Here is a 26,441-nt window from a genome sequence, read left to right on the forward strand (position 1 = left end):
CTTTACCTCCGGGTCGCCGTGCGCTGGACCCACAGATTGATCAGGACGGCGCCCAGCAGCATCACGCCGAGGAAGGCCTTGAACCAGTCGGGGTTCCAGCCGGCGTAGACGATGCCCTGGTTGACCATGCCGAACATGAACGCTCCGAAGACCGGGCCGATCGCGGAGCCGTAGCCGCCGGTGAGCAGACAGCCGCCGATCACCGCCGCGGCGATGTAGATCAGCTCGTTGCTCACGCCTTCGCCGGACTGCACGGTGTTGAAGGAGAACAGGTTGTGCATGCCGACGAACCAGGCCCCGAGACCGACCAGCATGAACAGCGTGATCTTGGTGAAGTTCACCGGCACGCCGACGGCCCGTGCGCTGTCCTTGTTCCCGCCGACCGCGAAGATCCAGTTGCCGTACTTGGTGCGCAGCAGCACCCAGGTGGCCAGGGCGGCGAAGACCAGCCACCACACGATCGTGATCTTCACCTGCACCCCGCCCACGTCGAAGGACGAGGCGAAGATCTTCTTCGCCTGGGTGAAGCCGTCCATGTCGCTGATGTCGTCGGTGGCGACGTTGCCGGTGACCCATTTCGTCACGGCCAGGTTCACACCCTGCAGGATCAGGAAGGTGCCGAGTGTGATGAGGAAGCTCGGCAGCCCGGTTCTGACCACCATCCAGCCGTTGAACGCGCCGATGGCCAGGGACACGACCAGGGCGACGATCACGCCGGTCCACACGTTCAGCGTCAGCTGGTAGCTGAGCATGCTGGCGGTCAGCGCCGAGGAGATGACCGCGACGCCGGAGGAGAGGTCGAACTCGCCGCCGATCATCAGCAGGGCGACCGGCAGGGCCATGATCCCGATCGTCGAGGACTGGTAGAGGATCGTGGCCATGGAGCTGCCCTGGCGGACCGCGGGCGCGGCGATCAGGAAGAAGACCAGTACGGCGGCGGCGCCGAGGAAGACGCCCACTTCGGGCCGGGCCAGCAGCCGCAGGGCCAGCGGGCGGCGGACCGTACGGCCGTCGGTCTGCTTCGGACCGGATCCCGACGGCGTGGTCACCGCCGGCTCAGCCTGCTGGGCCATGCTCATCACCGGGTCCCCTTCGCGGCGAACTCGGCGACCTTGTCGACATTGGACTTGTCGACGAAGGCCGGGCCGGTCAGGACCGGCTGGACTCCGCCGCCGCTGTAGTTGCCGTTGTTCTTGTAGAGCCACAGCGCGTCGACCGCGAGGTAGCCCTGCAGATAGGGCTGCTGGTCGACGGCGAACTCGATCGAGCCGTTCTGGACGGCCTTCACCAGGTCCTTGTTCAGGTCGAAGGTGGCCACCTTCGCCTTGCTGCCCGCGTCGCCCACCGCCTGCACGGCGGTCAGGGCGAAGGGGGCTCCGAGGGTGACGACCGTGTCGATGGAGTCGTCCTGCTTCAGCTTGGCCGTGATGGTCGACCTCACGGACGGCATGTCGGTGCCGTTCACGTACAGCGTCTCAGTGGTGCCCTTGAACGTCTTCCGCACGCCGTCGCAGCGCTGGGTGAGGCCGACGTTGCCCTGCTCCTGGACCACACAGACGATCTTCTTGGCACCGGTGGTGTTCAGTTTGTCGCCGAACGCCTCGCCCGCCACGCTCTCGTCCTGCCCGAAGAACTCCAGCATGCCGAGCTTCTTCCAGTCGCCCAGTCCGGAGTTCAGGCCCACCACCGGTATGCCGGCCTGCTCCGCCTTGCCGATGACGTTCTTCATCGCGTCCGGCTTGGCCAGGGTGACCGCGACGCCGTCGACGTGCTGGTCGATCGCGTTCTGCACCAGGTTCGCCTGGTTGCCGGCGTTGGGGTCGGCGGAGTAGACGAGCTTGACGTTGTCCTTGGCGGCGGCCGCCTCGGCGCCCTTGCGGACGGTGTCCCAGAAGGTGTCGCCGGGCGCCTGGTGCGTGACCAGTGCGACGGTCATGCGCGGGGTGTCGGCCCGGCCGGCCGAGGCGTTCTGCGCCGCCTCCTCGGCCTTCTTGCCGCCATGGGCGCTTGCGCAGCCGGCGAGGGTCAGGGCTGCCGCGGCGGCCACCGCCACGGCGGGGGCCAGTCTCCGGGAGCGGAGGGGAGAAGAGCGGTCCATCTTTCCTGCACCTCACTGTGCGTGCGACGGGGGAAGGGACGCTGTTGCGTTGGGACGCGATCCAAGTCCCTGGCGAGCCCGCTGTCAATACTTTGTTAAGACATCATTGCACGAGCAGGTCCGAATGTAAGTACAAATCACACCCTCATCCCCGGACCCGCACCCGCACCCGCACCCGCACCCGCACCCGCACCCGGGAGGCGTGAGCCCAGTACACCGCACCCCGCACCGAACGGCACCGGGTCACGTTTCAGGCAAGAGACACCCCAGCGCGATCCGGCCTATTGACTCATGAGCGGACATGGGGCTGTCATTACGCCCACGATGTTCGGTCGAGTTGGTTTCTGAGCGGTTTCGAAGACCTTTCGTTGATCAACTCATCCCCTTGACCGAGCCCTGTATTCCCTCAGGAGCCGCCATGCGCCTCTGCCCCTCCGGTCTTTCCGCCCCGGGTCCCAGCCGTCGGTCACTCCTGCGCACAGCAGGCGGTGCCGCCCTGCTCGCCGGGGCCGGGACACCCCTGCTGTCCGCCTGCTCGGGCAGCGGTTCCGCCGCCGACCCGAAGACCGTCACGCTCGGCTCCAACGCCTCGGACGCCGTGCCGAAGGCAGCGTTCGAAAGCGTCTACGCGGCCTTCAAGAAGCAGTCCGGCATCGCGGTCGACGTGAACACGAAGGACCACAACACCTTCCAGGAGCAGATCAACTCCTATCTGCAGGGCACCCCGGACGACGTGTTCAACTGGTTCGCCGGGTACCGCATGCAGTTCTTCGCGGCCAAGGGCCTGGCCTCGCCGGTCGACGACGTGTGGCAGAGGATCGGGGACAATTTCCCGGACGCGATGAAGAAGCTCAGCAAGGGCCAGGACGGCAAGTACTACTTCGTGCCGCTGACGACGTACCCCTGGGCGGTCTTCTACCGCAGGAGCGTCTTCACGCAGCACGGTTACAAGGTCCCCGCCACCTGGGACGAACTCGTCGCCCTGTGCAAGCAGATGAAGAAGGACGGACTGGTCCCGATCGCCTTCGGCGACAAGGACGCCTGGCCGGCGATGGGCACCTTCGACCAGATCAACTTCCGGCTCAACGGCTACGACTTCCACGTCCGGCTCATGGCGGGCAAGGCGTCCTGGACCGACGCCAGGGTGAAGGCCGTCTTCGACCACTGGGCGGAGATCCTCCCCTACCACCAGGACGGTTTCATGGGCCGCACCTGGCAGGACGCCGCGCAGACGCTGGTCGCGAAGAAGGCCGGCATGTACCTCCTCGGCTCCTTCGTGGCCCAGCAGTTCACCAACAAGGCCGACCTGGACGACCTGGACTTCTTCCCCTTCCCGGAGATCAACTCCGCGTACGGCCAGGAGACGGTCGAGGCACCGACCGACGGCTTCATGGTCAGCAGGTCCCCGAAGAACCACGCGGGTGTCGTGAAGCTGCTGGAGTACCTGGGCTCCCCGGCGGCCGAGGAGCTGTACCTCAAGGGCGACCCGAGCGTGGTGGCCGCCTCCGACAAGGCCAGCACGTCGTCGTACTCGGCGCTGCAGAAGAAGGCGTTCGAGATGATCGGCGGCGCCAAGAACCTCACCCAGTTCATGGACCGCGACTCCCGGCCCGACTTCACCTCCACCGTGATGCAGCCGGGTCTGCAGAAGTTCCTGCAGAACCCCAAGGGCGTGGACAGCCTGCTGTCGTCCGTCGAGCGCCAGAAGAAGCAGATCTTCGCGTCCCGGTGAGCGGCCCGATGACGACCGACGCGACGACGAAGACCCCGCCGGCGGCCGCCGTGCCGCCCGCGGGGCCCACGCCCGGGAAGAAGCGGGTCGCGCGGGGTCACCGGCGCCTGCTGACCCGCCGTGACCGCTTCACGCTCGCCCTGATGGCGGGCGTGCCGACGATCCTGCACGTGACCCTGGTCTGGGTCACCGCCATCGCCTCGATCTTCCTCGCCTTCACCACCTGGGACGGCATCGGGTTCGACTCGATCAAGTGGGTGGGCCTGGACAACTTCCGTCAACTCTTCAGCGACAACCCGCAGTTCTGGCCGGCCGTCCAGCACAACGTCATCTGGTTCGTCGTACTGATCCTGATCCCGACGCCGTTCGGACTGTTCCTGGCCGTGCAGCTGGACAAGAGGATCCGCTTCAGCCGGGTCTACCAGACCGCGTTCTTCCTGCCGGTCGTCATCTCGATGGCCTGTATCGGCTTCGTCTGGCAGCTGGTGTACAACCCGGACACCGGGCTGATCAACAGCATCCTCGGGGCCAACAAGCCCGGCCACTACATCGACTGGATCGGCGACCCGCACCTCAACCTGTGGGCGGTCCTCATCGCCGCGTCCTGGCGGCACACCGGCTACATGATGATCCTGTACCTGGCCGGCCTGAAGAGCGTCGACCCGTCGCTCAGGGAGGCCTCGGCGCTGGACGGCGCGGGCGAGTGGCAGACGTTCAGGAGCGTCATCTTCCCCACCCTGCGCCCGACCAACACGGTCGTCCTCGTCGTCACCATCATCGAGGCGCTGCGCGCCTTCGACCTGGTCTTCGTCTTCAACAAGGGTGCCCAGGGCACGGAGTTGCTGTCGATCCTGGTCACCAACAACATCATCGGTGAGTCCAGCCGCATCGGCTACGGCTCCGCCATCGCCGTCGTCCTGCTGGTGATCTCCCTGGCGGTGATCATCCCCTACCTGATCGCCACCTTCCGGAAGGAGCGGCGGGCATGAGCAGCACCACTGTGCCGCTGAAGCGGCGCGCCCCGATCCGGCCCGCCCGCGTCCTGCTGCACGTCTTCCTCGCCGGTACGGCACTGGCGTGGCTGGCGCCGCTGCTGTGGGCGGTCTTCTCGGCGCTGCGGCCGTACGGCGAGACCAGCACCCGGGGTTATGTGTCCTGGCCGCACACGCTGAACCTCGACAACTTCACGAACGCGTTCGCGCAGTCGGACATGCTGCACTACTTCGGCACCACACTGGTCATCGCGGTGCCGGCCGTGCTGCTGACCCTGTTCCTGTCCTCGTGCGTCGCGTTCTACGTCAGCCGCTTCGACTTCCGCCTGAACCTGGCCCTCCTGCTGGTCTTCACGGCCGGCAACCTGCTCCCGCAGCAGGTCGTCATCACCCCGCTGTACCGGCTGTACCTGCTGACGAACCTGCCGGGCATCACGCAGAGCGGCAAGCTGTACGACTCCGCGCTCGGTCTGGTCCTCATCCATGTGGCGTTCCAGTCGGGGTTCTGCGCGTTCGTGCTGAGCAACTACATGCGCTCGCTGCCGCACGAGCTGACGGAGGCCGCGCTGGTCGACGGTGCCTCGGTGTGGCGGCTGTACTGGCAGATCACACTGCCGCTGTGCAAGCCGGCCATGGCGGCCCTGGCGACCCTGCTGTCGATCTGGATCTACAACGACTTCTTCTGGGCGCTGGTGCTGATCTCGACCGGCCGGAACATGCCGATCACCTCGGCGCTGAACAACCTCTCCGGTCAGTACTTCACCGACCCCAACCTGGTCGCCGCAGGATCCCTGCTGACCGCGATCCCCACCCTGGTGGTCTACTTCGCACTCCAGCGCCAGTTCGTCAGCGGCCTCACCCTGGGCTCCAGCAAGGGCTGAGACGCCGCTGCGCACCGTGACGGGCCCGGCGGAATCCCTGGCGGCGGCCCGAGAACGCCGCCTGGACCGCGTGCAGTCGGGCCCGGCCACGGACGCGTTCACGCTCGGGTCCGGCCGTCTCGGCGAAGACGCCGAGGGCGCGGTCCCCGGCCTTCGGCAGACCGCCGGCCGTGGCCCGGTCCGGCGCGTACGTCTTCAGGAGTGTGCCGCCGTCGTACGCCGAGTCGCCCGTGTGCCCCTCCGGGTCGGCCGCGAGCCATGGTGCGCGGCCGGCGCGGGATGGTGCGGGCGTGCGGGCCGCCGTGGACGAAAGCAGGTCCGGCTGGACGCGGGCCGCCTCGCGCACGGTCGCCGCGGCGGTGCCCCCTCGCCGGGGCGCAGTTGTTCCGCCCAGGCGTCGGCCCGGTTCCGCAGCCGGGGCAGGCCGGGTGGGGCCGGTACGGCGAGGCGGCGGTGGGTACGGCCGGCGACCGCGACGGGTTCGCCGCCGTCCGCGGCCCGTGCCGGGGCCGTGGGGTGGGCGCGCTCCAGCAGCGTCGCGAACCGTTCGTCGTCGGGGGCGTGGAGCAGGGCGGCGCTCCGGCCGCGCCGTACCGCGAACACGTCCGGCACGTGCACCGTCGGCGGCCCGCGTGAACGCTTCCGGCAGCTCGATCACTGTCGCCTTCCGGTCGATCGGTCGCCGTGCGGCGTCGATGCCACAATCGGAGGCGAGACACCCGGAGGTCGGAATGTACCGCTCGAGTGAGGGGCTGACGGGCAGGCCGGTTCGGCCGCACCCGGTGCACCGAGCCACCAGGCGCTGGTGATGGCGGCCGGCAAGGAAGGGCGACGAGCCAGGGCGGACCGCCTGCCCGACCTGCATCTGCGTCTGCGTCTGCGGTCCGAGCTGGCCCGGATCGACGAGCAGCTGCGCGCCCTGATGTCCTCCATGGACCGGCTGCAGGGCCTGCTGGATGCGGTGGTGGCCATCAGCCGGGAGGTGGAGCTGCCCGCGGTGCTGCACCGCATCGTGACCACGGCGATGGACCTGGTCGGCGCCCGTTACGGAGCACTGGGCGTGCTCAACGAGTCCGGCGAGCGCCTGGAGCAGTTCATCCCGGCCGGCCTGTCCGAGCAGGAACGCGAGGCTCTGGCCACGACCGGTCTGCCCCGGGGTCTGGGTGTCCTCGGCCATCTGATCCGCTACCCCGAGCCCCTGCGGATCGACGACATCCCGGCCCATCCGTCCTCCGCCGGGTTCCCGCCCGGCCATCCGCGCCTGCGCACCCTGCTCGGGGTCGCCATCAGCGTACGCGGCAAGATCTACGGCGACCTCTATCTCTCCGAGCGGCGCGACGGGCGGCCCTTCGACGTCCACGACGAGAACGTCGTCGTCGCCCTGGCCGGCGCCGCCGGCATCGCGATCGAAAACGTACGCCTCTTCGAACGGGTGCGCGTCGGAGCCGAGCAGTTCCAGCGGCTTCTGCTGCCGACGCTGCCCGATGTACGGCCTTTCACGGCCGCCGCCATCTACCGGCCCGCCGCCGAGCCCAGTCAACTCGGCGGGGACTGGTACGACGTCATCCCGCTGCCCGACCACATGGTGGCGGTCGTCATCGGCGACGTGGTCGGCCACGATCTGCACGCCGCCGCCGCCATGGCCGCCACCCGCAACATGCTGCGCGCTCTGGTGCTCGCCCAGAGCGATCCGCCCGGTGCGATCCTCGCCCAGCTCGACCGGGCGCTGGAGGCCATCACGAACAATCCCGTCACGACCACCGCGCTGGCCCGTATCGAACCGGAGGCACCGGGGTGGCGGCTCCACTGGAGCACCGCGGGCCACGTCCCGCCCCTCCTGCTCACCCCTGAGCGCAGCGCGGCCTACCTGCTGGCCGAGCCCGGGCTGCCGCTCGGTGTCGACGCCGGGCAGCCCCGCCCGGACCACTCCCGCTTCCTGCCCCCGGACGCCACCGTGGTCTTCTTCACCGACGGGCTGATCGAACATCCCGGCCACCCCATCGACCAGAGCCTGGGCGAACTCGCCCGGCTCGCCGTGGCACACGCCGGCCTGCCCCTGCCCGAGTTCGTGCAGGCCCTCGCCGATCACCACCCCAGCGACGGTCACGACGACATGGCCATCCTCGCCCTGCGCACCCCGCCCGCCTGATCCCGGGGCTGCGCGGGCCTGCCGTGGAGGATCCGGCGGATCGGACGGATGATGGCTGCGGGGCGATGTCGACACGGAGGTCGCCCGATGTCTGTCGCGGGGCGTGAACGGCTTCGGCGCAGTGGTGTGGCCGCCGTGGAGATCTGTGCCACCGCGGCGCTGTACTTCGGTTCGGCCAAGCTGGGCCTTCTCCAGCAGCTGGTGCGCGGCCAGGTCACCCCGCTGTGGCCGCCGAGCGGCATCGCGGTGGCCGGCCTGCTGCTGCGCGGGCCGCGGGTGTGGCCCGGGATCGCCCTGGGCGCGTTCCTGGTCAACGTCTCGCTGGGACCGTCGCTCCCGGCCGTCCTCGCGATCGTGACGGGGAACACCCTCGCGCCCGTCTGCTCCTGGGCACTGCTGCGCAGCGCGGGGTTCCGCAACGAGCTGGACCGGCTGCGGGACACGCTCGCGCTGATCTTCCTCGGTGCGTTCACCGGGATGCTGGTCAGCGCGACGACGGGCAGCGGCACCCTGGTCCTCGCCGGTGCGCTGAGCAAAGCGGACTTCTGGCCGACGTGGTCGGTCTGGTGGACCGGCGACGCGATGGGCGTCCTGGTGGTCACACCGGTCCTGCTCGTCCTTCGCTCGGCGCGTCTGCCGAGGGACGCGCCGCCGTCCCGGTGGGCGGAGGGACTGCTGCTTCTCGCCGCCACGATCGGCGTCGGTTTCCTCGAGACCAGCCGCACGCCGCTGCTGTTCCTCGGCTTCCCCCTGCTGATCTGGGCGGCCTTCCGCTTCCGGCTGGCCGGGGCCGCACCCTGCGCGCTGGCCGTGTCGACCTTCGCGATCGTCGCCGCCGCCGAGAGATCGGGCCCGTTCGCCGGTCACCACCTGCTCACCGTCATGATCACCCTGCAGGCGTTCAACGGTTCCGCCGCGCTGACCGCCCTGCTGCTCTCCGCGGTCATCGGCGAGCGGAACCAGACCCAGCGCGAGATCGCGCACGCCTGCAGGCAGCTCGCCGCGATGGCGGCCAAGATGGCGACCGGCCACTTCACCCCGATGTTCCCCTACGGCGACGCCGAGAAGGAGGACGGCCGCGGAGATCCGCGGACATCGGCGAAGGCCGCCTCCTCGTCCGCACCATCCGCGAGGAGACGGCCTGCGACCGGCAACGGAACCGGCCGGGACGGCAGCGTGTGAGCGTGCGGAGGCCGGTCGTCGGATGCCCGGTGTGACGCCCGGCCCGCGGGTTGCCCCGCACCGGCGCCGCGGCTCCGGATCGTGGCGCGGGGCCGCTTCGGGCCGGGTGGGTCCCGGTCGGTCAGGGAATGGTGGCGCTCTCCGCGCTCAGCGCGGCCGGCACCGGCTGGAAGAAGGTCTCGCCGCCGGACGAGCAGTCGCCGCTGCCGCCGGAGGTCAGTCCGATCGCCGCGTCCCCGTCGAACAGGGCGCCGCCGCTGTCACCGGGTTCGGCGCACACATCGGTGTCGACGAGTCCAAAGACCGAGCCCTCCTCGTAGTTCACGGTCGCGTCCAGGCCGGTGACCGTTCCGCCGTGGACGCCGGTGGTGCTGCCGCTGCGCTGGACCTGTTCGCCCACATAGGCGTCGGCGGCGTGGGTGATCTCCTGGGTGCCGCCGTCGTAGAGGTCGACGGCGCCCGGTGCGTCGCCGCCCGGGTCGTCGTACTGGACCAGGGCGTAGTCGGTGCCGGGGAACCGGGAGTCGACGGTCTGGCCGATCTCAGCGCCGCCCCGCGCGTCGGACCAGACGGCGGAGGCGTTGCCGCAGTGTCCGGCGGTGAGGAAGTAGGGGGAGCCGTCCACGGTCACGTTGAAGCCCAGGGAGCAGCGGACGCCGCTGCCCCAGATGGCGTCGCCGCCCGCGATCAGCGGCTTGAACGCGGAGGCCGCCCGGCGTACGGCGACCTTGTCGCCCAGCGCGCCCGTCACGGCGTCGAGCCGGGTGCGGCCGGCTCCGGTGACCGTCGGGTCGACGGTCACGACGACCTTGTCCTGGCGGGGGTCGATAGCCCAGGCGGTGCCCGCGATCCGGGCCCGGCGGGTCAAGGTGGCCAGGGCCGAGCGGAGCTGGGCGGTGGAGTAGCGCACCGTTCTGGGGACCGCCCCGGCACCGCGTACCCGGGCCGCGGCGGACGGGTCGGTGAGGTTGACGACGAAGCGGTGGGCCGCGGTGTCGTAGTAGGAGCCGGCGGCCCGGTCGCCGAGCCGGGCGGCGAGGGCGGCGGCGGCCTCGGCGCGGGCGGCGGAGGGAGCGGCGGGGGTGGCGGAGGGAGCGGCGGGGGTGGCCGCGGTGGCCGCTCCGGCGCCGGGGAGCACCAGCGCGCCCGCGGTCAGGGCCAGCACGCTCAGACCGGTGACGGCGCAGGGGGCGAGGGCCGTACGACGTTGTCTCATGTGGAGCCTCCAGTGGGGGTTGCCCCGCCCGGTGTGCGGGCGGGGCCGGAGGGATCGGGGCACGGGACGCCACAACGCCGATACGACGTGCCCATGCCAAGCGTCGATGAGTATGACGACCCTCCCCCGCCGCAACAAGGAAGGTTTCAAGCCGCCCGGCGGCCACGCCGCCCTCCCGGGACCAGGAGCACACCCCGCCCACTCGCCTTCTCCGGCGGGCAAGGACGGGTGAGGTGACCGACAGCGCCTGCGGAAGACGCTGCCCGCACGGACACGGAGGCCGATTTCAGCGTCGTACGAGAGGCAGCGGCGCGTACGCCGGCGGCGCAAGCTCCGAGGTCACCTGTCGACGGCCCCGGGCACCGGCGTGTGCGCGGCGTCAACGCACCCGCACGCACCCCTGGCCGAACCCGTCGCTCTCCGGCTCCGGCGGGTCCGTGACGTCGTACAGGACGACACAGCGGGTGGCAGCCGGGTACCGCGCTGCCCGTCCGGTGTGGTTGTCCATGAGCGCGAACACATGATCCGGCAGAGGCAGGAGCACCGGACCGGTGTCCGCGCCGGCGTTCCGTTCCCCTCGGGGGAAGACATCGCCGTCAGGGAGTCCCGGCATACCGCCCCGGGCGCCGTCCGCCCCGTCCGGGCCGACGGGATCTGAACACGTCATCGCCCCTCGCCCGAGCTGATCGAGCGCGCCCACCGCACCGCGAAGGGAGTGCAGCGTGCCGAATCCCTGCGGATCGGCGGCCGGGGCGGCACCCCTCCGGTCGCACAGGACCTGATTCCACGGCAGGGACGAGTTCCTGAGCCCCTTGTGCGAGATCCTCGGCCGGGACAGCTGATCCTGCACCAGATGGGCCGATACCAACGAGCAGCCATGGTGGGACCGGTCCGAAGCGGCGTGGTTGCACAACCACTTGGCGATGTTCCGGTCGACTGCCCAGTGGTCGTGGTTGTAGAGGAGATAGACGGGCACGCACTGCGTGCGTGACGCATGTTCGATCAGCAGATCGCACTGTGCGGCGTTCTGCCTTGCCAGCCAGTGGGCGAAGTCGTACTGCCCGGTCGAGTTCTCGCGCTTGGCCTGCACGCGCAAGCCGATTCCGTGCGTCCGGTTATGCACCCACAGTTCAAAGTCGGCCCCGTTGCGGCTCTCTCGAGTCCAGTCGAACTGGATGACCTTGACGCGGTGGCCCATTGCCTGCCGCAGGTGCCGTATGTGCACGTCGGTCAGTGTCTCCTCCCCCGGCGGCGGCGCATGGTGCCGCCAGCCGTCGTGGAGCCAGTCGAACGTGTCCGAGGCCATCCACATCAACAGGCTGCACAACGACGGGCGGCGGCCGGGCCAGACGGACTGAGCGCCGCCGACAGCGGAGGAGAGAGACATGATCACGCCTTCAGCCAATCAGATCGCTCTGACAATGGTGCGGCGCCAGACCGGGACGGGTGAAGCGAGCGGGGGGCGAAGGCAGGGACCAGGTCGCGGGGGGGTGTTCCGGGCTGTCGGGGGTCAGCGGCGATTCCCCGCCGACGGCCGCCTGATGGGAAGTCACCTGGCCGCCGGCAGTGACACCGCTTCGATGTTCGGGGACGCCTGCTCGATGGTCGCCTCGGGCAGCCGCGGCTGGGGCCGGAGCACGATCTTGCCGTGGGTGTGCTGCTGTTCCAGCTCGCGGAAGGCGTCTCGCACCTGTTCCAGCGGGTAGGTCCGGGCGATCGGCACCTCCAGCTGCCCGCGCGCGGCAAGCCGGGCCAGCTCGCCGAGCACGACCGCACATGCCGCCGCCCCTTCTCCGTAGGTCCGCGCGCCGACCTCGGCCGCGGCCTGCCAGTCGCGGATCGTGTTGATCCGCTCCGGCCGCACCCCCAGCTCCACTGCCAGTGCCACGTAGCCGTCGCCGAAGGTGTCGATGAACGCGTCGACCCTGCCGCCGGACGCCTGACGGATCCGCTCGGCCACACCTGGCCCGTACTCGACCGGGAGAACACCGCGGTCCTTCAGCCAAGCGTGGTTCCGCTCGCTCGCCAGCCCGATCACCGTGGCGCCGCGCCGCCGCGCGAGCTGCACGGCAAGCGACCCGACGCCGCCCGCCGCACCGGAGACGACGACCGTGTCGTCCGGGCCGGGGTCCACCGCGAACACGGTGGCGTAGGCGGTCGTACCGGCCACGTACAGCGCCCCGGCCACCTCCCAGTCCAGTCCCGCCGGACGGGAGACCAGATTCACGTCGTCGACCACGACGAACTGCGCGTGGCTGGCCCGCCGGTGAGTGAAGCCCAACACCTCGTCGCCCACCGCGAAGCCCCTGACGTGCGGGCCGGCCTCCACCACGACGCCGGCCAGATCGCTGCCCTGACCGGAGGGGAACGCCGCCGGCCAGCGTGCGTGCAGCGCGCCGGTGCGGATGTGCGCCTCGCCGGGCTGGATCCCGGCCGCGTGGACCTCGACCAGCACCTGCCCAGGGCCGGGCACCGGCCGCTCCACCTCCTCCACCCGCAGCACATCGATCCCGCCGTACTCGTGAAACCGAACCGCCCGCATTACGTGATCACCGCACTCTCTCGTCCGGACAAGACGTGGCCGGCCGCGCGCCACAGGGCCGGCGCCGACCGTGCCATCGCGTTCAAAGACCAGGCGCGGATCCGTATTCCCAAGAGCCCTGCCGACATCGACTTCCCAAGAGCCCTGCCGACATCGACGCCGGCCCATTGCAGCGATCTCTGCAAGGTGCCGGGACTCGCGGCCTCGCACGTCCTGGTGTGTGGTACTGGCAGGGCCAGCCATGCCCTTGGTGATCGACTGGGCGCAGAGCAGACTTGGGGCATGGGCAACAACGACTTGGGCGACTTCCTGCGGGCCCGCCGTGCCGGACTCACGCCGGATGAGATCGGTCTGCCGGTCGAGTTCGGCGCCGGTCGCCGGGTCGCCGGTCTGCGGCGCGGTGAGGTCGCGCAGCTGGCCGGGGTGAGTATCGAGTACTACACCCGTCTGGAACAAGGCCGCGCCCGGCAGCCGTCCGAACAGGTATTGCATGCCCTCTGCGACGCACTGCGGTTCGATGACGTCGAGCGGCGGCATCTGTTCGCCCTCGCGGGCACCACAGCCGGGCACAGGGACCGGGCCGAGCACTCGTCACGGCTGCGGCCGGCGCTGCGACAGGTGCTGGAGTCGATGGAACTGGCCTCTGCTTTCGTCAGCGACCGGAACCTCACTGTCGTCGGCGGGAACACGTTGTGGGCGTTGCTGTTCCCCGATGTGGCCGCACTGCCGCGCCGGGAACGCAGCATGGCGCGCTGGACGCTGCTGGACCCGCGGGCTCGCCTGGTGTGGTGCGACTGGGAACGCGTCGCCCGCGACTACGTGCACGGGTTGCGGCTGGCCGCCGCCGCCCAGCCCCGAAACCAGCGCATCGCCGGCCTCATCGGTGAACTGATGATGCGCTCACCCGAATTCCCGGCGTGGTGGTCAGAACACCGCGTCCGGGAACGCAGCACCGGCCTCAAACGTCTCCACCACCCTGTCGTCGGTGACCTGGAACTGCAGTACGAGATCTTCACGTCGGTCGCCGACCCGGGCCAGTCGCTCGTCGTCTACAGCGCGCCGTCCGGCTCGCCGTCCCAGGAACGCCTGCGACTGCTGGCCAGTTGGGGCAGCGAACCCGCCACCGCGACTGCCCGGGACACCGCCGCCGAGTCCTGACCCCCGCCCGAACCGGGCGATCCGGCACCAACACCACCCAGACGCGGCCCCGCCGTACCCGCGGGGTCCATGCCGCCGTGCCCACGCACGCCCTGCGGCCCGACACTCGTCCACGAAAGGACACCCGTAGTGAGCAAGACATTCCTGATCACCGGCGTCAGCACCGGCCTCGGACTGGCCATCGCCCGACGAGCCCTGGCGGCCGGGCACCGGGTCGCGGGCACCGTGCGCACCGAGCAGCACGCGGCCGCCTTCCAGGCACTGGACCCCGACCGCGCCCGGGCCTTCATCCTGGACCTGTCCGACGAGGACCGGATCGACCCCACGGTGCGGGCCGCCGAAGCGGAACTGGGCCCGATCGACGTGCTCGTGGCCAACGCCGGCTACGGGCTCGAAGGCACCTTCGAAGAGTCGTCGATGGCCGATCTGCGCCGCCAGTTCGAGGTCAACGTATTCGGCACGGTGGCGACCGTGAAGGCGGTCCTGCCCGGCATGCGGGAACGGCGCGGCGGCCACATCTTCGTCATCACCTCGATGGGCGGGCACACCACCTTCCCCGGACTTGCGTTCTACGAAGGCAGCAAACACGCCCTGGAAGGCATCACCGACACCCTCGCCCAAGAGGTCGCCCAGTTCGGCGTGCGGGTCACCGCCGTAGCTCCCGGCGCGTTCAAAACCGACTGGGCAGGCAGGTCACTGGTCCGCGCACCCCGCAGCATCGCCGACTACGACGCGCTGTTCGACCCGATCCGGACCCGCCGCCAGGCCCTCGCGGGGCAGGGCATCGGTGACCCCGATCGCGCGGGCGACGCCATCCTCACCCTCCTGGACGCGGAGAAGCCTCCTGTGCATGTCCTGCTCGGCTCGGACGCGCTACGCCTGGTCACCGCCGGACGCCAACGCGTCCAGGACGACTTCGACGCCTGGGAGGAACTCAGCCGCTCCACCGACTCCACCGAAGGCGGAGTAACCGTCGCCTGACACGGGGCAATTCACCAGGACAGCGGCCGGTAGCGGCGCTGTGGCTACCGCCCCACCTCGCAACCGCTGACCGAGACGACGGCTGCGCCCAGGGCCCGCCGACTCCGGCGGCGGTGATCAGACTCGGACCGTGACGGATGGACCAGGACCGAGGACCGTCCGCCCGAGCGGTACGAACTGGTCTCCCGCGAGTCGCCCCGGCCGTGGCCGCGCTGCGGAGGGCGACGCCGCCGCCGCGCTGACGGCACCAGCGCGCGCAGGTCCCCACATGGTCCCCAAGAAGGATCAAGAGGCCGTGTCGGATCACTCCGACACGGCCTCCGACCTGCTTCTTCACAAGTCGGGACGACAGGATTTGAACCTGCGACCCCTTGACCCCCAGTCAAGTGCGCTACCAAGCTGCGCCACGTCCCGATGCGCTCACTCGCGGTGACCCGCGTGATCGCGCGAACAGAACTTTACCCCACCTCCGGGGGTGCGCCGAAGAGGGCCCGGGAGGACGTGGCGGGAGGCGGGGGACAATCGGCCGTATGACGAGTGCGGGCGCATCGGATGCCAGGGACCGGGACGTGGAGGGGCGGGCGCGCAACGCCCGGCCCCGGGACGGGCTCGGACGCCCGCTGCCCTACGGCGCGCAGGGCGTCCCCCGGCAGCCGGAGGGGGTCGTACGGACGCCGGACGAGACGGTCGCCCAGGCTCAGGAGCTGCTGGACGCGGGCAAGCCGTTCCACGCGCACGAGGTGTTCGAGGACGCCTGGAAGTCGGGCCCGGACGAGGAGCGGGCGCTGTGGCGGGGCCTGGCCCAGCTGGCGGTCGGGCTCACCCACGCGGCCCGCGGCAACGCCGTCGGGGGTGCGCGTCTGCTGCGGCGGGGTGCCGGGGCACTCGGGCAGTGGGAGACGGAACAGGGCGAGGACCGGCCGTACGGGATCGATCTCGCCGGGCTCACCCGGTGGGCGCGGGAAGTCGCGGGGCGGGTGGAGAGCGGGAGCCGCCCCGTGGACGCGGCGGCCGAGGCGCCCCGGCTCCGTTCCTGACGCGTGTCCTGGTGCGGGCCGGGGCACGGCGTGCGGAGGCGCCGCACCCGCCGCCCGTGGCATGCGGCAGACTCGGGGCGTGCGAAAGATTCATGTCATCGGTATCGGCGCGGGCGACCCCGACCAGCTGACCCTGCAGGCGGTCAAGGCGCTGCGGAGCACGGACGTGTTCTTCCTGCTCGACAAGGGCGAGGTGAAGAGCGATCTCACCCAGCTCCGCCGGGACATGCTGGAAGCGCATCTGCCCGAGGGGGCGTACCGGGTGGTGGAGGCCCGTGACCCGGAGCGGGACCGGAAGGCGGGCGGGCGGGCGTACTCACCGGCCGTGGAGGACTGGCGCAGTGCGCGGGCCGGGATCTACGAGCGGCTGATCGCCGAGGAACTGGGTGAGGACGGCACCGGTGCCTTCCTGGTGTGGGGCGATCCGGCGCTGTACGACAGCACGCTCGGGATTCTGCAGGAGGTGCTGGAGCGCGGGGCGGTGGAGTTCGCCTACGACGTCGTCCCGGGCGTCAGCAGTGTCTCCGCGCTGGTCGCCCGGCACCGCACGGGGCTGAACCGGGTGGCCCGGCCGGTGCAGATCACCACCGGGCGGCGGCTGGCCGAGGGCTTCCCCGAGGGCGTGGACGACGTGGTCGTGATGCTGGACGCCCACCAGGCCTTCCGGCGGTACGCCGGGGAGGACATCGACATCTACTGGGGCGCGTACATCGGCACGCCGGACGAGATCCTCGTCTCCGGCCCGATCGGCGAGGCCGGTCCCCGCATCGAGCAGGTGCGGGCGGAGGCCCGCGAGCGCAAGGGCTGGATCATGGACACGTACCTGCTGCGCAGGAACCCCGGGGACAGCTGAGGCGGCCCCGGCCGCGTCGCCGTCACGCCGGGCCGAGGCCCAGCCACTCCAGTGCGCCCGCCACGTCCGGCACCGCCGTCACGCCCCGCGGCAGCGGAGGGCGGTGCACGACGATCACGGGCAGGCCGAGTCGCCGGGCTGCCGTCAGCTTCGCGGCCGTCGCCCCGGCACCGCTGTCCTTGGTCACGAGGACCTCGATGCGGTGCCCCCGCAGCAGCTCGGTCTCGTCGGCGACCGTGAACGGGCCGCGGGCCAGGACCACTTCGGTGTCCGGCGGCAGGGGCGGCTCGGGTGGGTCGACGGACCGGACGACGAAGTGCAGGTCCGTCAGGTGGGCGAACGCGGCGAGGCCCAGGCGTCCGGTGCTGAGGAAGACCCTGCGGCCGAGACCGGGCAGCGCCTCGGCGGCCCCGGCCAGGGACGGGACGTCGTACCAGCGGTCGCCGGGGCCCGGCTGCCAGCCGGGGCGGCGCAGCACCACGGCCGGCACTCCGGTGGCCGCCGCCGCGTGGGCCGCGTGGGCCGTGATGGCCTCGGCGAAGGGGTGGGTGGCGTCGACCAGGGCGTCCACGTGGTGGGCGCGCAGCCAGTCGGCCAGGCCCTGCGCGCCGCCGAAGCCGCCGATGCGCACCTCGCCGGCCACGGCCCCCGGGCGGGAGACACGGCCCGCCAGGGACGTGGTGACCCGGACGCCGGGCCGGGCGGCGAGGTCGTCGGCGAGGCGGCGGGCCTCGGTGGTGCCGCCGAGGACCAGGACGTGCGTGGGCATAGGGGTGAGGGTACGAGGTCGTACGAGGCGGTCCACCGTGCGGGTCGCTACCGTCGAGGCATGCGATCCGTGGAGTCCGCGCGTGCCGTGCTGATCGACATCGACGGTGTCCTGACCGTGTCCTGGAAGCCGCTGCCGGGTGCCGTGGAGGCGCTGCGCGCGGTCCGCGCGGCGGGGCTCGGCGTGGCGCTGGTGACCAACACGACGTCCCGGACCCGGGCGTCGATCGCCGAGACCCTGTCGGAGGCCGGGTTCGAGGTGGGTACGCGGGACGTGCTCACGGCGCCCGCCGTCACCGCCGCCCACCTCGCCGAACACTTCCCGGGCGCCCGCTGCGCCCTGCTCAACAGCGGGGACATCGGGGAGGACCTCGGTGACCTCACCCTCGTCGAGGAGCGTCCGGACGTGGTCGTCCTCGGCGGTGCGGGACCCGGGTTCGACTACACGGCGCTCAACCGGGCCTTCGGGCATCTCCAGCGGGGCGCCCGGCTGATCGCCATGCACCGCAACCTGTACTGGCGCACCGACGAGGGGCTGCAGCTGGACTCGGGCGCGTTCCTGCTCGGGCTGGAGAAGGCCGCCCGGGTGGAGGCCGAGGTGACGGGCAAGCCGTCCCCGGCGTTCTTCGAGGCGGCGCTGGCCGGGCTCGGGGTGAGCGCGGCCCGGGCACTGATGGTGGGCGACGACATCGAGTCGGACGTCCTCGCGGCCCAGCGGGCCGGGATCACGGGGGTCCTCGTCAGGACGGGCAAGTACCAGCCGGAGACCCACGAGAAGGCGAGCGGCACGCCGGACCACGTGCTGGACTCCTTCGCGGACCTCCCGGCCCTGCTGGGGCTAGCGCAGTAGCAGTTGCACTCCGCCCACGACGGTCGCCGCGATCACGAGTTGTTCGAAGAGTCGCTGGTTGATCCTGTTCACAGCCCACTTGCCGAACAGCGCGCCGGGCACGACGAACACCGCGAGTGCGGCGTCGAGGAGCAGCGAACGGCCGTCGATCAGGCCGAGCCCCGCGCTGAACGGCACCTTCGAGACGTTCACGATGAGGAAGAAGAACGCCGACGTGCCGAGGAAGCCCAGCTTCCGGAAACCCGCCGACAGCAGGTACAGCGACATCACCGGGCCGCCCGCGTTGGCGACCATCGTGGTGAACCCGCCGAGGACGCCGTACGAGCGGGCCTTGGCGCGACCCGCGCGGGTGGTCACCGCGTCCGGCGCGTCACCGGCCCCGCCGTTCTCGCGGCGCCTCCGCCACAGGGTGACACCGGCCATCAGCAGCAGGATCGCGCCGATCGAGGTCCGTACGATCCCGTCGTCGGCCCACATCAGGAACAGTGTGCCGGCCACCACACCGGCCGCGACGGCCGGGAACAGCCGCCACAGGGTGGGCCAGTGGGCGTGCCGCCGGTAGGTGAGGACGGCCAGCACGTCACCGGCGATCAGAACGGGCAGGAGGACGCCGGTGGAGGCGCGGGCCGGCAGGACCGCCGCGAAGAGCGCGAGGCTCACCGTGTTGGCGCCGCTCACGGCGGTCTTGGAGAAGCCGACGAGCAGGGCCGCGAAGGCGAGCGCCGCGAACCCCCAGCCGGACAGGTGCCACAACGTCATCGTGTTCATGCGGGGACCGATGCTATGTCCGGACAAGCCTCCGGCGTAAGGGCCGTCTCGTCAGGTGACCTCCGCCGCCCGTCATGACCGGTCCGCGTACCGCGCCCGGAGGTCCCGCTTCAGCACCTTGGTGATCGCGGCGGCGCCCGGGCCGGCGCCCGGTTGGGGGACGACGACGGCGCAGACCTCCTCGCCGTGCGACCGGGAACTCGGCGGTGTTGGGGGCCATCAGCGCCACCCGGTCACCGGGGCGTACGCCGAGCCCGGTGAGCACGCCCGCCCGGGCCAGGGCCCTGCGCCACACCTCCGCGAACGTCAGCCGCAGGCCGCCTTCGACGAGCGCCGTCTTGTCGGGGCGGCGCCGGGCGTTCTCGGCGAGGGTGGCGGCGACGGACAGGGTTGCCATGGAGTACTGGGGTACTGCTCCGTTTCCTTGCTGCGGCTCGACTGATCAGATCCCCCGCCGGCCCCGGGCTGATCCAAACGACACCCCTTAGTGCCTCTCGACCAGCACCGCGCTCCCCTGCCCCACGCCCACGCACATGGTCGCCAGCCCCCGCCCGGCGCCCGTGCGCCGCATCCGGTGCAGCAGGGTCGTGAGGATGCGGGCGCCCGAGCAGCCGAGGGGGTGGCCGAGGGCGATGGCGCCGCCGGTCGGGTTCACCAGGTCCGGGTCGATGCCCAGCTGGTCGACACAGGCGAGGGCCTGCGCGGCGAACGCCTCGTTGAACTCGGCCTCCTGCAGGTCGGCGATGTCCCAGCCGGCCCGGGCCAGCACCTTGCGGGTGGCGGGGACCGGGCCGATGCCCATCACATCGGGGTGGACCCCGGCGGAGGCGCCCGCGACATAGCGGCCCAGGGACTCCAGGCCGAGTTCGTTCAGGGCCTCCTCGCTGACCAGGAGCAGTCCGGCCGCGCCGTCGTTCATCGGCGAGGCGTTGCCCGCCGTGACCGTGCCGCCAGGGCGGAAGACCGGCTTGAGGCGGGCCAGCTTCTCCAGGGAGGTGTCCGCGCGGACGCACTCGTCCTGCTCGACCACGGTCCCGTCCGGGCGCCGCACCGACACGAGTTCGTCGTCGAAGTGCCCGTTCTTGCGTGCGGCGGCGGCCCGTTGGTGGCTGCGCAGGGCGAAGGCGTCCTGCCGTTCGCGGGAGATGCCGTACCGCTCGGCGACCTCCTCGGCGGTCTCCCCCATGGACAGCAGGCCGTGCAGCTCCTGCATCGCGGGGTTGACCAGGCGCCAGCCGAGGCGGGTGTCGCTGGTCTCGATGCGCTGGGGCAGGGCCTCGTCGGGGCGGGGCAGTACGAAGGGGGCGCGGCTCATCGACTCGGAGCCGCCCGCGATCACGATGTCGGCCTCGCCGGCGGCGATGGTGCGGGCGGCGGTGGTGACCGCTTCGAGTCCGGAGGCGCACAGCCGGTTGACGGTGGCGCCGGGGACGGAGTCCGGGAGCCCGGCGAGCAGGGCGGCCATGCGGGCCACGTTGCGGTTGTCCTCGCCGGCCTGGTTGGCCGCGCCCCAGTAGACGTCGTCGATCCGGGCCGGGTCGAGCCCCGGCACCTCGGCCACCAGATGGCGGATCACGCCGGCCGCGAGGTCGTCGGGGCGGACCGGGGACAGGGCTCCGCGCAGCTTGCCGATGGGGGTGCGGCGGGCGGCCGCGAAGTGGACGGGACGCACGGCTTGGACTCCTGACCTCCGACTGATCCACGACGCTGTGGACCAGCGACCACACGGGACACTTAATTAGCACTGCTAGTTTTGGACTATAGACCTCGGACCCGCCCGCTGGGAAGATCCCCCCGGACCTTCACCGAGTCGGCAAGGCACAGCGGAGGAGACATGCCCCACGTCCGCGAGCACACCCTCGACGGCACCCGCGGCTCGATCGCCGTACGCGAGTGGCCGCACCCCGCACCGAGATACCTGGCCCTGATCGTGCACGGATACGGCGAGCACGCGGGCCGGTACGACGAGCCGGCCGCCGCCCTCACCGGGCACGGGGCGGCCGTGTACGGGCCCGATCACGCCGGCCACGGCAGGTCGGCCGGGGAACGGGTGCTGATCGAGGACTTCGAGGACGTGGTCACCGATGTGCACGCGGTGGCGGACCTCGCCCGGGCCGCGCACCCCGGGCTGCCGCTCACGATGATCGGCCACTCCATGGGGGGACTGGTCGCCGCCCGCTACGCCCAGCGGTACCGCGCCGAACTGAGCGCGCTGGTCCTTTCGGGGCCGGTGATCGGCGCCTGGGAGCTGCCGGGGCGGCTGCTGGCCCTCCCGGAGATCCCGGACACCCCGGTCAGCCCGGCCGCCCTCTCCCGGGACCCGGCCGTCGGCGCCGCCTACGCGGCCGATCCGCTGGTGTGGCACGGGCCGATGAAGCGGCCGACGCTGGAGGCGTTCACCCGGACCCTGGAGGCCGTCGACCGGGGCGGGAACGTGGGCGATCTGCCGCTGCTGTGGCTGCACGGGGACGACGACCGGCTGGTACCGCTGCCCGGCAGCCGGACCGGCGTGGAGCGGCTCGCCGGCGGCCGGCTGACCGAGCGGATCTTCCCCGGGGCACGGCACGAGGTCTTCCACGAGTGGTGCAAGAAGGAGGCCTTCGCGGAGGTGACCCGCTTCCTGGACGCGGCACTACCCCGCTGACCAGGCCTGTTTTGCCCCTCTTGGCGTGGGGCACCCGCCCCTTCGGACAGGTACGACTCCCGACAGACCTGACGAAAGGAGACGGACGCACCATGACCGTGGTGAAGAGCACGCTGCCCGAGGAGGCGCTCGGGATCACCGGGACCGCCCTGCAGGAGACCCTGGTGGACCTGCTCGGACTGTCGCTGATCGGGAAGCAGGCGCACTGGAACGTCGTGGGCCCGCGGTTCCGGTCGATCCACCTCCAGCTCGACGAGGTGGTCGAGGCGGCGCGCGCCCACTCCGACACGGTCGCGGAGCGCGCCGCCGCGCTGGGCGTGTCCCCGGACGGCCGGCCCGAGACCATAGCCGCGACCTTCGCGCTGCCCGGCACCAAGGACGGCTGGCTGCGCGACACCGAGGTGGTGGAACTGATGGTGTCCGCGCTCGAGGCGGTCGTCGGCCGGCTGCGCGAACGGATCGCGGCGACGGAGAAGGCCGACCCCGTCACCCAGGACCTGCTGATCTCCGTCACGGCCGACCTGGAGAAGCAGCGCTGGATGTTCGAGGCCGAGAACCACCCGCGCCACAACGCCCCCAGCTAGCACGACACCCTCCGCACGGAAGGGGAAGACCATGGCCGACGCCCTCGAAACCGAAGCGCTGTGGGAGGACTTCCACCGCGTCGTGAACATGACCTCCGCCGAGCTCGCGGCCTGGCTGCGGGTCCGCGACGCCGACGAGGAGGCGGAGCCCCTGCCCGAGGAAGCGGGCACGCCGACCGGGCAGCATGTCCTCGCCATCCTCCAGAAACGCCGTACCGACCTCACCGACGACGACATCCGCGTGATGCACAAGGTCGTCGACACGGTCGGGGACCTCGTGGACATGGCGGACGAGCCGGAGCGGGAGACGGCGGCCGACGACGCCCGCCGCCACCGCCTGATGACCATGGGCCACGACCCGCTCAAGCCGTAGACCGGGAGGACCGGGTCATGAACCGCGACGAACGGATACTGCGCGAGCTGGTGTCCGCGTACGGGCAGACGTACGCCGAGGAGGCCGGCATCAAGCTGAAGGACACCCCGCAGCCGCTGTACCGGCTGCTGGTGCTGGCCCTGCTGCTCAGCGCCCGGATCCGCGCCTCGGTCGCGGTGGCCGCCGCCCAGGCCCTGCACGAGGACCACCTGGACAGCCCGCGCCGCATGGCCGACGCGGACTGGCAGCAGCGGGTGGACGCGCTCGGCCGCGGCGGCTACCGGCGCTACGACGAGCGCACCGCCACCCAACTCGGCGACGGCGCGGAGCTGTTGCTGGACCGCTGGGCCGGAGACCTGCGCCGGCTGCACGAGGAGGCGCACGGCGACACCGGTGAACTCGGTCGACTGCTCCAGGAGGAACCGGGGGTCGGCCCGGCCGGCGCCGACATCTTCCTGCGCGAGGCCCAGCGCGTGTGGCCCGAGATCGCGCCCTATCTGGACGGCAAGGCGCTCTCCGGGGCGCAGCGGCTCGGGCTGCCGAAGGACCCGGACAAGCTCACCAGGCTCGCCGGGAACACCGAACCGGCCGTGCTGGCCGCCGCGTTGGTGCGGGCCGCACTGGACAAACAGGTGGTCGAGGACTGTCTGCGCCGCGCCTCCTGACCGTGTCAGACTGCTCCTCGCATCGGGTGGGAGCGAAGGAGCAGCACGTGACGGGGACCGAGCCGGGCGCACCGTACATCGACACCTCACGGCCACATCCGGCCAGGGTGTACGACTGGTTCCTCGGCGGCAAGGACAACTACCCCGTCGACGAGTCGCTCGGACGGCGGATCGCGGCCGTGGACGGGGGCGGCGCGCCGCGGGCTGCCCGTGCCAACCGGGCGTTCATGCACCGGGTCACGCGCACGCTCGCCGAGGACGGCGTCCGCCAGTTCCTGGACATCGGCACCGGCATACCGACCGAGCCGAACCTGCACCAGATCGCCCAGTCAGTGGCGCCCGACGCGCGCGTGGTCTACGTCGACAACGACCCGATCGTGCTGGCCCACGCGGGCGCGCTGCTGCGCGGCACGCCCGAGGGCGTGACGGAGTACGTGCAGGCCGACGCCCGCGATCCGCGTGCCATCCTCGAACGGGCCGCCCAGGTCCTGGACTTCGGCCGCCCGGTGGCCCTGTCCCTGATCGCGCTGCTGCACTTCGTCGCCGACGCCGACGGCGCCCACGAGGTGGTGTCGACGCTCGTCGACGCGCTGGCGCCGGGCAGCGTGCTGGTGCTGTCGACGATGACGGCCGACTTCGAACCGGAGAACGTCGAGAAGGGCATCGCCGCCTACGCGGCGGGCGGAGTGACCCTCGTGGCGCGCTCCCGGGACGAAGTGGCCGCCTTCTTCGCGGGACTCGACCTGCTGGAGCCGGGCGTCGTACCGGTCGACGAGTGGCGCGGGGACGAGGCGCCGGACGGCGCGGGACCGGTCTCGCTGTACGGAGCCGTGGGCCGCAAGCCCGAACGCTGACGCCAGCCCGGCCTCACCCCTGACCGCACCCCGGCGACCCCCACCGCACACCGGCGTCCCGCTCGCCGCCACAGCCCGCACGCACACCCGGCCGCAGCCCACCCCACCCGGCATCACCCCTCACAGCACCCCCAGCCGCACCCCGTGCAGCCGCAGCCGGCCCGTCCCACACGGCCGCAGTCGGCTTCCGCCCACGCCGCGCAGCCAGTCGCAGACGCGCGTCCCGAGGACCGACCCACGGGCCGCTCCAGGGCCGCTACAGGCCGAGGACGCGGGAGATGGTCCGCAGCACCCCGTCGTCGTTGTTGGACGGCGCGAGGTGACGGGCCCGCCGGACCACCTCCGGGTGGGCGTTGGCCATGGCGAACGACCACTCGGCGGCGTCGAGCATCCCCAGGTCGTTGAGGTAGTCGCCGAAGACCATGGTCTGCGCGGGCGTGATGCCGAGGGCCCGCTGCAGGCCGCGCAGCGCGGTGCCCTTGTCGGCGGTGCGGTTCATGACGTCCACCCAGTGCGCACCGGAGACCACCACCCGGTGGGTGGCGGCGAACTCGGCGAGGGCCGGGGCGGTGGAGTGCTCGGCGGGCCCGAAGTCGAACAGCGCGACCTTGATCACGTCGTCGTCGACGGCGGTGACGTCCTCGACGATCCGGTGCTCGACGTAGTACTTGCGCACCTCCGCCAGGAACGCCTCGTCGCTCCGCTCGACGTACGCCGCCCGCTTGCCGCACACCACGGCGCCCACGTCCACACCGTCCGCGACCAGCCGCCGTACCGTGCGGGCCACCCCGGCGGCGACGGACCCGTCCATGGTGTCGGAGCTCAGCTCCACGCCGTCGCGGACCACGTACGTGCCGTTCTCCGCGATGAACACCATGCCCTCGGCGACGTCCGCGAACTGCCGGGCCAGCGTGGCGTACTGGCGGCCGCTCGCCGGGCTGAACAGCACGCCCCGCCGCCGCAGTTCGGCGAGCATCGGCCACAGCCCGGAGGGGATCCGCTGGGCGTCGTCCAGCAGCGTGCCGTCCATGTCGGTGACGATCAGCCGGATGTCGGCGGGGCCTGCGGGCAGGCCGGGGACGTGCACAAGGGGCGCGGGCGTGGCGGGCATGTCCTGCTTCCGGTCGGGACGGCGTACCGGTCCAGTGTTCCTCATGCACCGAGGTGGCCCGTAGGCCGCCCGGAACCGACCGGAACCGCCCGGGGTGCGCGTTTCCGGGACAGCGCGATCAACGGGCGGCACAATGACGGCGGAGCACCACAGGCGTCAGAAGGGCGGCGACGTGACCGAGGGCGACTCCCCGACGGCCGGACCGGCGAGGCTGAACACCTCCGTGGCGCACAACGCCCGGGTGTGGAACTACTGGATCGGCGGCAAGGACAACTACGAGGTCGACCAGCGGGTCGGCGAGCACGTCGCCGGGATGTTCCCGGTGATCCGGGAGGTGGCCCGCGCGGACCGGGAGTTCCTGGTCAGGGCGGTGCGGTTCCTCACGGCGGAGCGCGGGACACGGCAGTTCCTGGACGTCGGCACCGGTCTGCCGACCGTGGACAACACCCACGAGGTCGCTCAGCGGATCGCCCCCGAGTCCCGGATCGTGTACGTCGACAACGACCCGATCGTGCTCGTGCACGCCCGCTCGCTGCTCACCAGCTCCCCCGAGGGCGTCACCGACTACGTGGACGCCGACGTCCGCGACCCGGACGGCATCCTGCAGCGCGCCGCCGACACCCTGGACCTGACCCGGCCGGTCGCACTGATGATGCTCGGCATCCTGAACTTCGTCCTGGACACCGGCGAGGCCCGGGACATCGTGCGGCGGCTCATGGCGGCACTGCCCCCGGGCAGCCACCTCGTCCTCACCCACCCGACCTACGACGCCGACGTGGGCGGCGAGGGCAACGTGGCCGCGATGGAGTTCTGGAACGCCAACGCCACCCCGCCGATCACCGCCCGCAGCCGCGCGGAGATCGCCGGCTTCCTCGAGGGCCTCGAGCTCGTCGCACCGGGTCTGGTGCCCTGCTCGCAGTGGCGCGCCGGGTCCGCGTCCGCCGCCGCGGTGCCGCAGTACGGCGCGGTGGCCGTGAAACCCTGACACCGGCACCGCACGGAC

The 26,441-nt window shown here is 71.5% G+C and carries 27 protein-coding genes, 1 tRNA gene and 1 pseudogene; 17 read left to right on the forward strand and 12 right to left on the reverse strand.

Features of this window, described 5'->3' with window-relative positions:
• Nucleotides 1-2 precede the first annotated feature (2 nt).
• Nucleotides 3-1,079, reverse strand: a complete 1,077-nt coding sequence (locus tag ACWC94_RS35605) for an ABC transporter permease (protein ID WP_450801414.1) — start codon at nucleotides 1,077-1,079, stop codon at nucleotides 3-5.
• A complete protein-coding gene (locus tag ACWC94_RS35610; RefSeq protein ID WP_450801415.1) occupies nucleotides 1,079-2,098 on the reverse strand; it encodes a substrate-binding domain-containing protein in 1,020 nt (339 codons plus the stop codon). Before ACWC94_RS35610 ends, ACWC94_RS35605 begins: the two co-directional genes overlap by 1 nt.
• 418 nt (nucleotides 2,099-2,516) lie before the next feature.
• Here ACWC94_RS35610 and ACWC94_RS35615 point away from each other — a divergent pair, with 418 nt between their 5' ends.
• From ACWC94_RS35615 to ACWC94_RS35625, 3 genes are read left to right on the forward strand one after another with little or no spacing between them, the layout of a single operon-like run.
• A complete protein-coding gene (locus ACWC94_RS35615; RefSeq protein ID WP_450801416.1) occupies nucleotides 2,517-3,830 on the forward strand; it encodes an ABC transporter substrate-binding protein in 1,314 nt (437 codons plus the stop codon).
• 8 nt (nucleotides 3,831-3,838) lie between these two features.
• Nucleotides 3,839-4,819, forward strand: a complete 981-nt coding sequence (locus ACWC94_RS35620) for a carbohydrate ABC transporter permease (protein ID WP_450801417.1) — start codon at nucleotides 3,839-3,841, stop codon at nucleotides 4,817-4,819.
• Nucleotides 4,816-5,703, forward strand: coding sequence for a carbohydrate ABC transporter permease (locus ACWC94_RS35625; protein WP_450801418.1), 888 nt, complete (start codon nucleotides 4,816-4,818; stop codon nucleotides 5,701-5,703). Before ACWC94_RS35620 ends, ACWC94_RS35625 begins: the two co-directional genes overlap by 4 nt.
• On the opposite strand, the gene ACWC94_RS35630 is transcribed toward ACWC94_RS35625, so the two are convergent.
• On the reverse strand, nucleotides 5,678-6,049 hold the full coding sequence (locus ACWC94_RS35630; protein ID WP_450801419.1) for a hypothetical protein: 372 nt from the start codon (nucleotides 6,047-6,049) through the stop codon (nucleotides 5,678-5,680). The two genes, ACWC94_RS35625 and ACWC94_RS35630, sit on opposite strands and share 26 nt — an antisense overlap.
• 35 nt (nucleotides 6,050-6,084) lie before the next feature.
• Here ACWC94_RS35630 and ACWC94_RS35635 point away from each other — a divergent pair, with 35 nt between their 5' ends.
• The 3 genes from ACWC94_RS35635 (at nucleotide 6,085) to ACWC94_RS35645 (ending at nucleotide 9,034) form a co-directional block, all read left to right on the forward strand.
• Nucleotides 6,085-6,339 (forward strand): hypothetical protein, encoded by a 255-nt coding sequence (locus ACWC94_RS35635; protein WP_450801420.1) that lies wholly within the window; start codon nucleotides 6,085-6,087, stop codon nucleotides 6,337-6,339.
• 172 nt (nucleotides 6,340-6,511) lie between these two features.
• Complete coding sequence (locus tag ACWC94_RS35640; RefSeq protein WP_450801421.1) at nucleotides 6,512-7,852, forward strand: PP2C family protein-serine/threonine phosphatase; 1,341 nt, start codon at nucleotides 6,512-6,514, stop codon at nucleotides 7,850-7,852.
• An 87-nt stretch (nucleotides 7,853-7,939) separates the two neighbouring features.
• A complete protein-coding gene (locus ACWC94_RS35645; RefSeq protein WP_450801422.1) occupies nucleotides 7,940-9,034 on the forward strand; it encodes an MASE1 domain-containing protein in 1,095 nt (364 codons plus the stop codon).
• 121 nt (nucleotides 9,035-9,155) lie between these two features.
• Here ACWC94_RS35645 and ACWC94_RS35650 read toward each other — a convergent pair whose 3' ends face one another.
• From ACWC94_RS35650 to ACWC94_RS35660, 3 genes are all read right to left on the reverse strand, one after another.
• Nucleotides 9,156-10,250 (reverse strand): S1 family peptidase, encoded by a 1,095-nt coding sequence (locus ACWC94_RS35650; RefSeq protein ID WP_450801423.1) that lies wholly within the window; start codon nucleotides 10,248-10,250, stop codon nucleotides 9,156-9,158.
• A gap of 379 nt (nucleotides 10,251-10,629) precedes the next feature.
• Nucleotides 10,630-11,637, reverse strand: coding sequence for a DUF6615 family protein (locus ACWC94_RS35655; RefSeq protein WP_450801424.1), 1,008 nt, complete (start codon nucleotides 11,635-11,637; stop codon nucleotides 10,630-10,632).
• A gap of 162 nt (nucleotides 11,638-11,799) precedes the next feature.
• Nucleotides 11,800-12,792, reverse strand: a complete 993-nt coding sequence (locus ACWC94_RS35660) for an NADP-dependent oxidoreductase (protein ID WP_450801425.1) — start codon at nucleotides 12,790-12,792, stop codon at nucleotides 11,800-11,802.
• Here ACWC94_RS35660 and ACWC94_RS35665 point away from each other — a divergent pair.
• Together ACWC94_RS35665 and ACWC94_RS35670 are read left to right on the forward strand one after the other, a co-directional pair.
• Nucleotides 12,688-13,950: a helix-turn-helix transcriptional regulator gene (locus ACWC94_RS35665; RefSeq protein ID WP_450801426.1), complete on the forward strand. Its 1,263-nt coding sequence runs from the start codon at nucleotides 12,688-12,690 to the stop codon at nucleotides 13,948-13,950. The two genes, ACWC94_RS35660 and ACWC94_RS35665, sit on opposite strands and share 105 nt — an antisense overlap.
• A gap of 129 nt (nucleotides 13,951-14,079) precedes the next feature.
• Nucleotides 14,080-14,931: an oxidoreductase gene (locus tag ACWC94_RS35670; protein ID WP_450801427.1), complete on the forward strand. Its 852-nt coding sequence runs from the start codon at nucleotides 14,080-14,082 to the stop codon at nucleotides 14,929-14,931.
• Nucleotides 14,932-15,271: 340 nt separating this feature from the next.
• On the opposite strand, the gene ACWC94_RS35675 is transcribed toward ACWC94_RS35670, so the two are convergent.
• Nucleotides 15,272-15,345: transfer RNA gene (locus ACWC94_RS35675), tRNA-Pro, on the reverse strand.
• Between the two features lie 116 nt (nucleotides 15,346-15,461).
• Here ACWC94_RS35675 and ACWC94_RS35680 point away from each other — a divergent pair.
• Together ACWC94_RS35680 and cobF are read left to right on the forward strand one after the other, a co-directional pair.
• On the forward strand, nucleotides 15,462-15,968 hold the full coding sequence (locus tag ACWC94_RS35680; protein ID WP_450801428.1) for a DUF309 domain-containing protein: 507 nt from the start codon (nucleotides 15,462-15,464) through the stop codon (nucleotides 15,966-15,968).
• Nucleotides 15,969-16,047: 79 nt separating this feature from the next.
• Nucleotides 16,048-16,821 (forward strand): precorrin-6A synthase (deacetylating), encoded by a 774-nt coding sequence (gene cobF / locus ACWC94_RS35685; RefSeq protein WP_450801429.1) that lies wholly within the window; start codon nucleotides 16,048-16,050, stop codon nucleotides 16,819-16,821.
• Nucleotides 16,822-16,843: 22 nt separating this feature from the next.
• On the opposite strand, the gene ACWC94_RS35690 is transcribed toward cobF, so the two are convergent.
• Nucleotides 16,844-17,590 (reverse strand): cobalt-precorrin-6A reductase, encoded by a 747-nt coding sequence (locus ACWC94_RS35690; protein ID WP_450801430.1) that lies wholly within the window; start codon nucleotides 17,588-17,590, stop codon nucleotides 16,844-16,846.
• A gap of 69 nt (nucleotides 17,591-17,659) precedes the next feature.
• On the opposite strand from ACWC94_RS35690, the gene ACWC94_RS35695 reads away from it, so the two are divergent.
• Complete coding sequence (locus tag ACWC94_RS35695) at nucleotides 17,660-18,439, forward strand: TIGR01458 family HAD-type hydrolase (protein ID WP_450801457.1); 780 nt, start codon at nucleotides 17,660-17,662, stop codon at nucleotides 18,437-18,439.
• Here the strand turns inward: ACWC94_RS35695 and ACWC94_RS35700 are convergent.
• From ACWC94_RS35700 to ACWC94_RS35710, 3 genes and pseudogenes are all read right to left on the reverse strand, one after another.
• Entirely contained in the window at nucleotides 18,428-19,207 is a 780-nt protein-coding gene (locus ACWC94_RS35700) for a sulfite exporter TauE/SafE family protein (protein WP_450801431.1), read from the reverse strand. The two genes, ACWC94_RS35695 and ACWC94_RS35700, sit on opposite strands and share 12 nt — an antisense overlap.
• Before the next feature lie 187 nt (nucleotides 19,208-19,394).
• A pseudogene (locus ACWC94_RS35705) lies at nucleotides 19,395-19,604 on the reverse strand (AMP-binding protein); the annotation flags it as partial.
• Between the two features lie 87 nt (nucleotides 19,605-19,691).
• The gene (locus ACWC94_RS35710) at nucleotides 19,692-20,879 is read right to left on the reverse strand and encodes a thiolase family protein (RefSeq protein WP_450801432.1); all 1,188 of its coding nucleotides are present in this window, start codon (nucleotides 20,877-20,879) and stop codon (nucleotides 19,692-19,694) included.
• A gap of 162 nt (nucleotides 20,880-21,041) precedes the next feature.
• Here ACWC94_RS35710 and ACWC94_RS35715 point away from each other — a divergent pair, with 162 nt between their 5' ends.
• The 5 genes from ACWC94_RS35715 to ACWC94_RS35735 all read left to right on the forward strand — a co-directional run bounded on the left by ACWC94_RS35715 (nucleotide 21,042) and on the right by ACWC94_RS35735 (nucleotide 24,327).
• Nucleotides 21,042-21,851 (forward strand): alpha/beta hydrolase, encoded by an 810-nt coding sequence (locus ACWC94_RS35715; RefSeq protein WP_450801433.1) that lies wholly within the window; start codon nucleotides 21,042-21,044, stop codon nucleotides 21,849-21,851.
• A gap of 92 nt (nucleotides 21,852-21,943) precedes the next feature.
• A complete protein-coding gene (locus tag ACWC94_RS35720; protein ID WP_450801434.1) occupies nucleotides 21,944-22,435 on the forward strand; it encodes a Dps family protein in 492 nt (163 codons plus the stop codon).
• Between the two features lie 31 nt (nucleotides 22,436-22,466).
• The gene (locus tag ACWC94_RS35725; protein WP_450801435.1) at nucleotides 22,467-22,808 is read left to right on the forward strand and encodes a DUF3140 domain-containing protein; all 342 of its coding nucleotides are present in this window, start codon (nucleotides 22,467-22,469) and stop codon (nucleotides 22,806-22,808) included.
• Between the two features lie 17 nt (nucleotides 22,809-22,825).
• Nucleotides 22,826-23,473 (forward strand): endonuclease, encoded by a 648-nt coding sequence (locus tag ACWC94_RS35730; protein ID WP_450801436.1) that lies wholly within the window; start codon nucleotides 22,826-22,828, stop codon nucleotides 23,471-23,473.
• 47 nt (nucleotides 23,474-23,520) lie between these two features.
• Complete coding sequence (locus ACWC94_RS35735) at nucleotides 23,521-24,327, forward strand: SAM-dependent methyltransferase (RefSeq protein WP_450801437.1); 807 nt, start codon at nucleotides 23,521-23,523, stop codon at nucleotides 24,325-24,327.
• A 256-nt stretch (nucleotides 24,328-24,583) separates the two neighbouring features.
• On the opposite strand, the gene ACWC94_RS35740 is transcribed toward ACWC94_RS35735, so the two are convergent.
• Nucleotides 24,584-25,438: a Cof-type HAD-IIB family hydrolase gene (locus tag ACWC94_RS35740; RefSeq protein WP_450801458.1), complete on the reverse strand. Its 855-nt coding sequence runs from the start codon at nucleotides 25,436-25,438 to the stop codon at nucleotides 24,584-24,586.
• Nucleotides 25,439-25,610: 172 nt separating this feature from the next.
• On the opposite strand from ACWC94_RS35740, the gene ACWC94_RS35745 reads away from it, so the two are divergent.
• Entirely contained in the window at nucleotides 25,611-26,423 is an 813-nt protein-coding gene (locus ACWC94_RS35745) for an SAM-dependent methyltransferase (RefSeq protein WP_450801438.1), read from the forward strand.
• Nucleotides 26,424-26,441: the final 18 nt, after the last annotated feature.

The sequence above is a fragment of the Streptomyces sp. NPDC001135 genome, assembly GCF_053598395.1.

Bases quoted from the DNA above. Each gene is read 5' to 3' on its own strand.
- ACWC94_RS35605 (WP_450801414.1), bottom strand. From the start codon at position 1,079: ATGAGCATGGCCCAGCAGGCTGAGCCGGCGGTGACCACGCCGTCGGGA.
- ACWC94_RS35610 (WP_450801415.1), bottom strand. From the start codon at position 2,098: ATGGACCGCTCTTCTCCCCTCCGCTCCCGGAGACTGGCCCCCGCCGTG.
- ACWC94_RS35615 (WP_450801416.1), top strand. From the start codon at position 2,517: ATGCGCCTCTGCCCCTCCGGTCTTTCCGCCCCGGGTCCCAGCCGTCGG.
- ACWC94_RS35620 (WP_450801417.1), top strand. From the start codon at position 3,839: ATGACGACCGACGCGACGACGAAGACCCCGCCGGCGGCCGCCGTGCCG.
- ACWC94_RS35625 (WP_450801418.1), top strand. From the start codon at position 4,816: ATGAGCAGCACCACTGTGCCGCTGAAGCGGCGCGCCCCGATCCGGCCC.
- ACWC94_RS35640 (WP_450801421.1), top strand. From the start codon at position 6,512: ATGGCGGCCGGCAAGGAAGGGCGACGAGCCAGGGCGGACCGCCTGCCC.
- ACWC94_RS35645 (WP_450801422.1), top strand. From the start codon at position 7,940: ATGTCTGTCGCGGGGCGTGAACGGCTTCGGCGCAGTGGTGTGGCCGCC.
- ACWC94_RS35650 (WP_450801423.1), bottom strand. From the start codon at position 10,250: ATGAGACAACGTCGTACGGCCCTCGCCCCCTGCGCCGTCACCGGTCTG.
- ACWC94_RS35655 (WP_450801424.1), bottom strand. From the start codon at position 11,637: ATGTCTCTCTCCTCCGCTGTCGGCGGCGCTCAGTCCGTCTGGCCCGGC.
- ACWC94_RS35660 (WP_450801425.1), bottom strand. From the start codon at position 12,792: ATGCGGGCGGTTCGGTTTCACGAGTACGGCGGGATCGATGTGCTGCGG.
- ACWC94_RS35680 (WP_450801428.1), top strand. From the start codon at position 15,462: ATGACGAGTGCGGGCGCATCGGATGCCAGGGACCGGGACGTGGAGGGG.
- ACWC94_RS35690 (WP_450801430.1), bottom strand. From the start codon at position 17,590: ATGCCCACGCACGTCCTGGTCCTCGGCGGCACCACCGAGGCCCGCCGC.
- ACWC94_RS35700 (WP_450801431.1), bottom strand. From the start codon at position 19,207: ATGAACACGATGACGTTGTGGCACCTGTCCGGCTGGGGGTTCGCGGCG.
- ACWC94_RS35715 (WP_450801433.1), top strand. From the start codon at position 21,042: ATGCCCCACGTCCGCGAGCACACCCTCGACGGCACCCGCGGCTCGATC.
- ACWC94_RS35720 (WP_450801434.1), top strand. From the start codon at position 21,944: ATGACCGTGGTGAAGAGCACGCTGCCCGAGGAGGCGCTCGGGATCACC.
- ACWC94_RS35725 (WP_450801435.1), top strand. From the start codon at position 22,467: ATGGCCGACGCCCTCGAAACCGAAGCGCTGTGGGAGGACTTCCACCGC.
- ACWC94_RS35730 (WP_450801436.1), top strand. From the start codon at position 22,826: ATGAACCGCGACGAACGGATACTGCGCGAGCTGGTGTCCGCGTACGGG.
- ACWC94_RS35740 (WP_450801458.1), bottom strand. From the start codon at position 25,438: ATGCCCGCCACGCCCGCGCCCCTTGTGCACGTCCCCGGCCTGCCCGCA.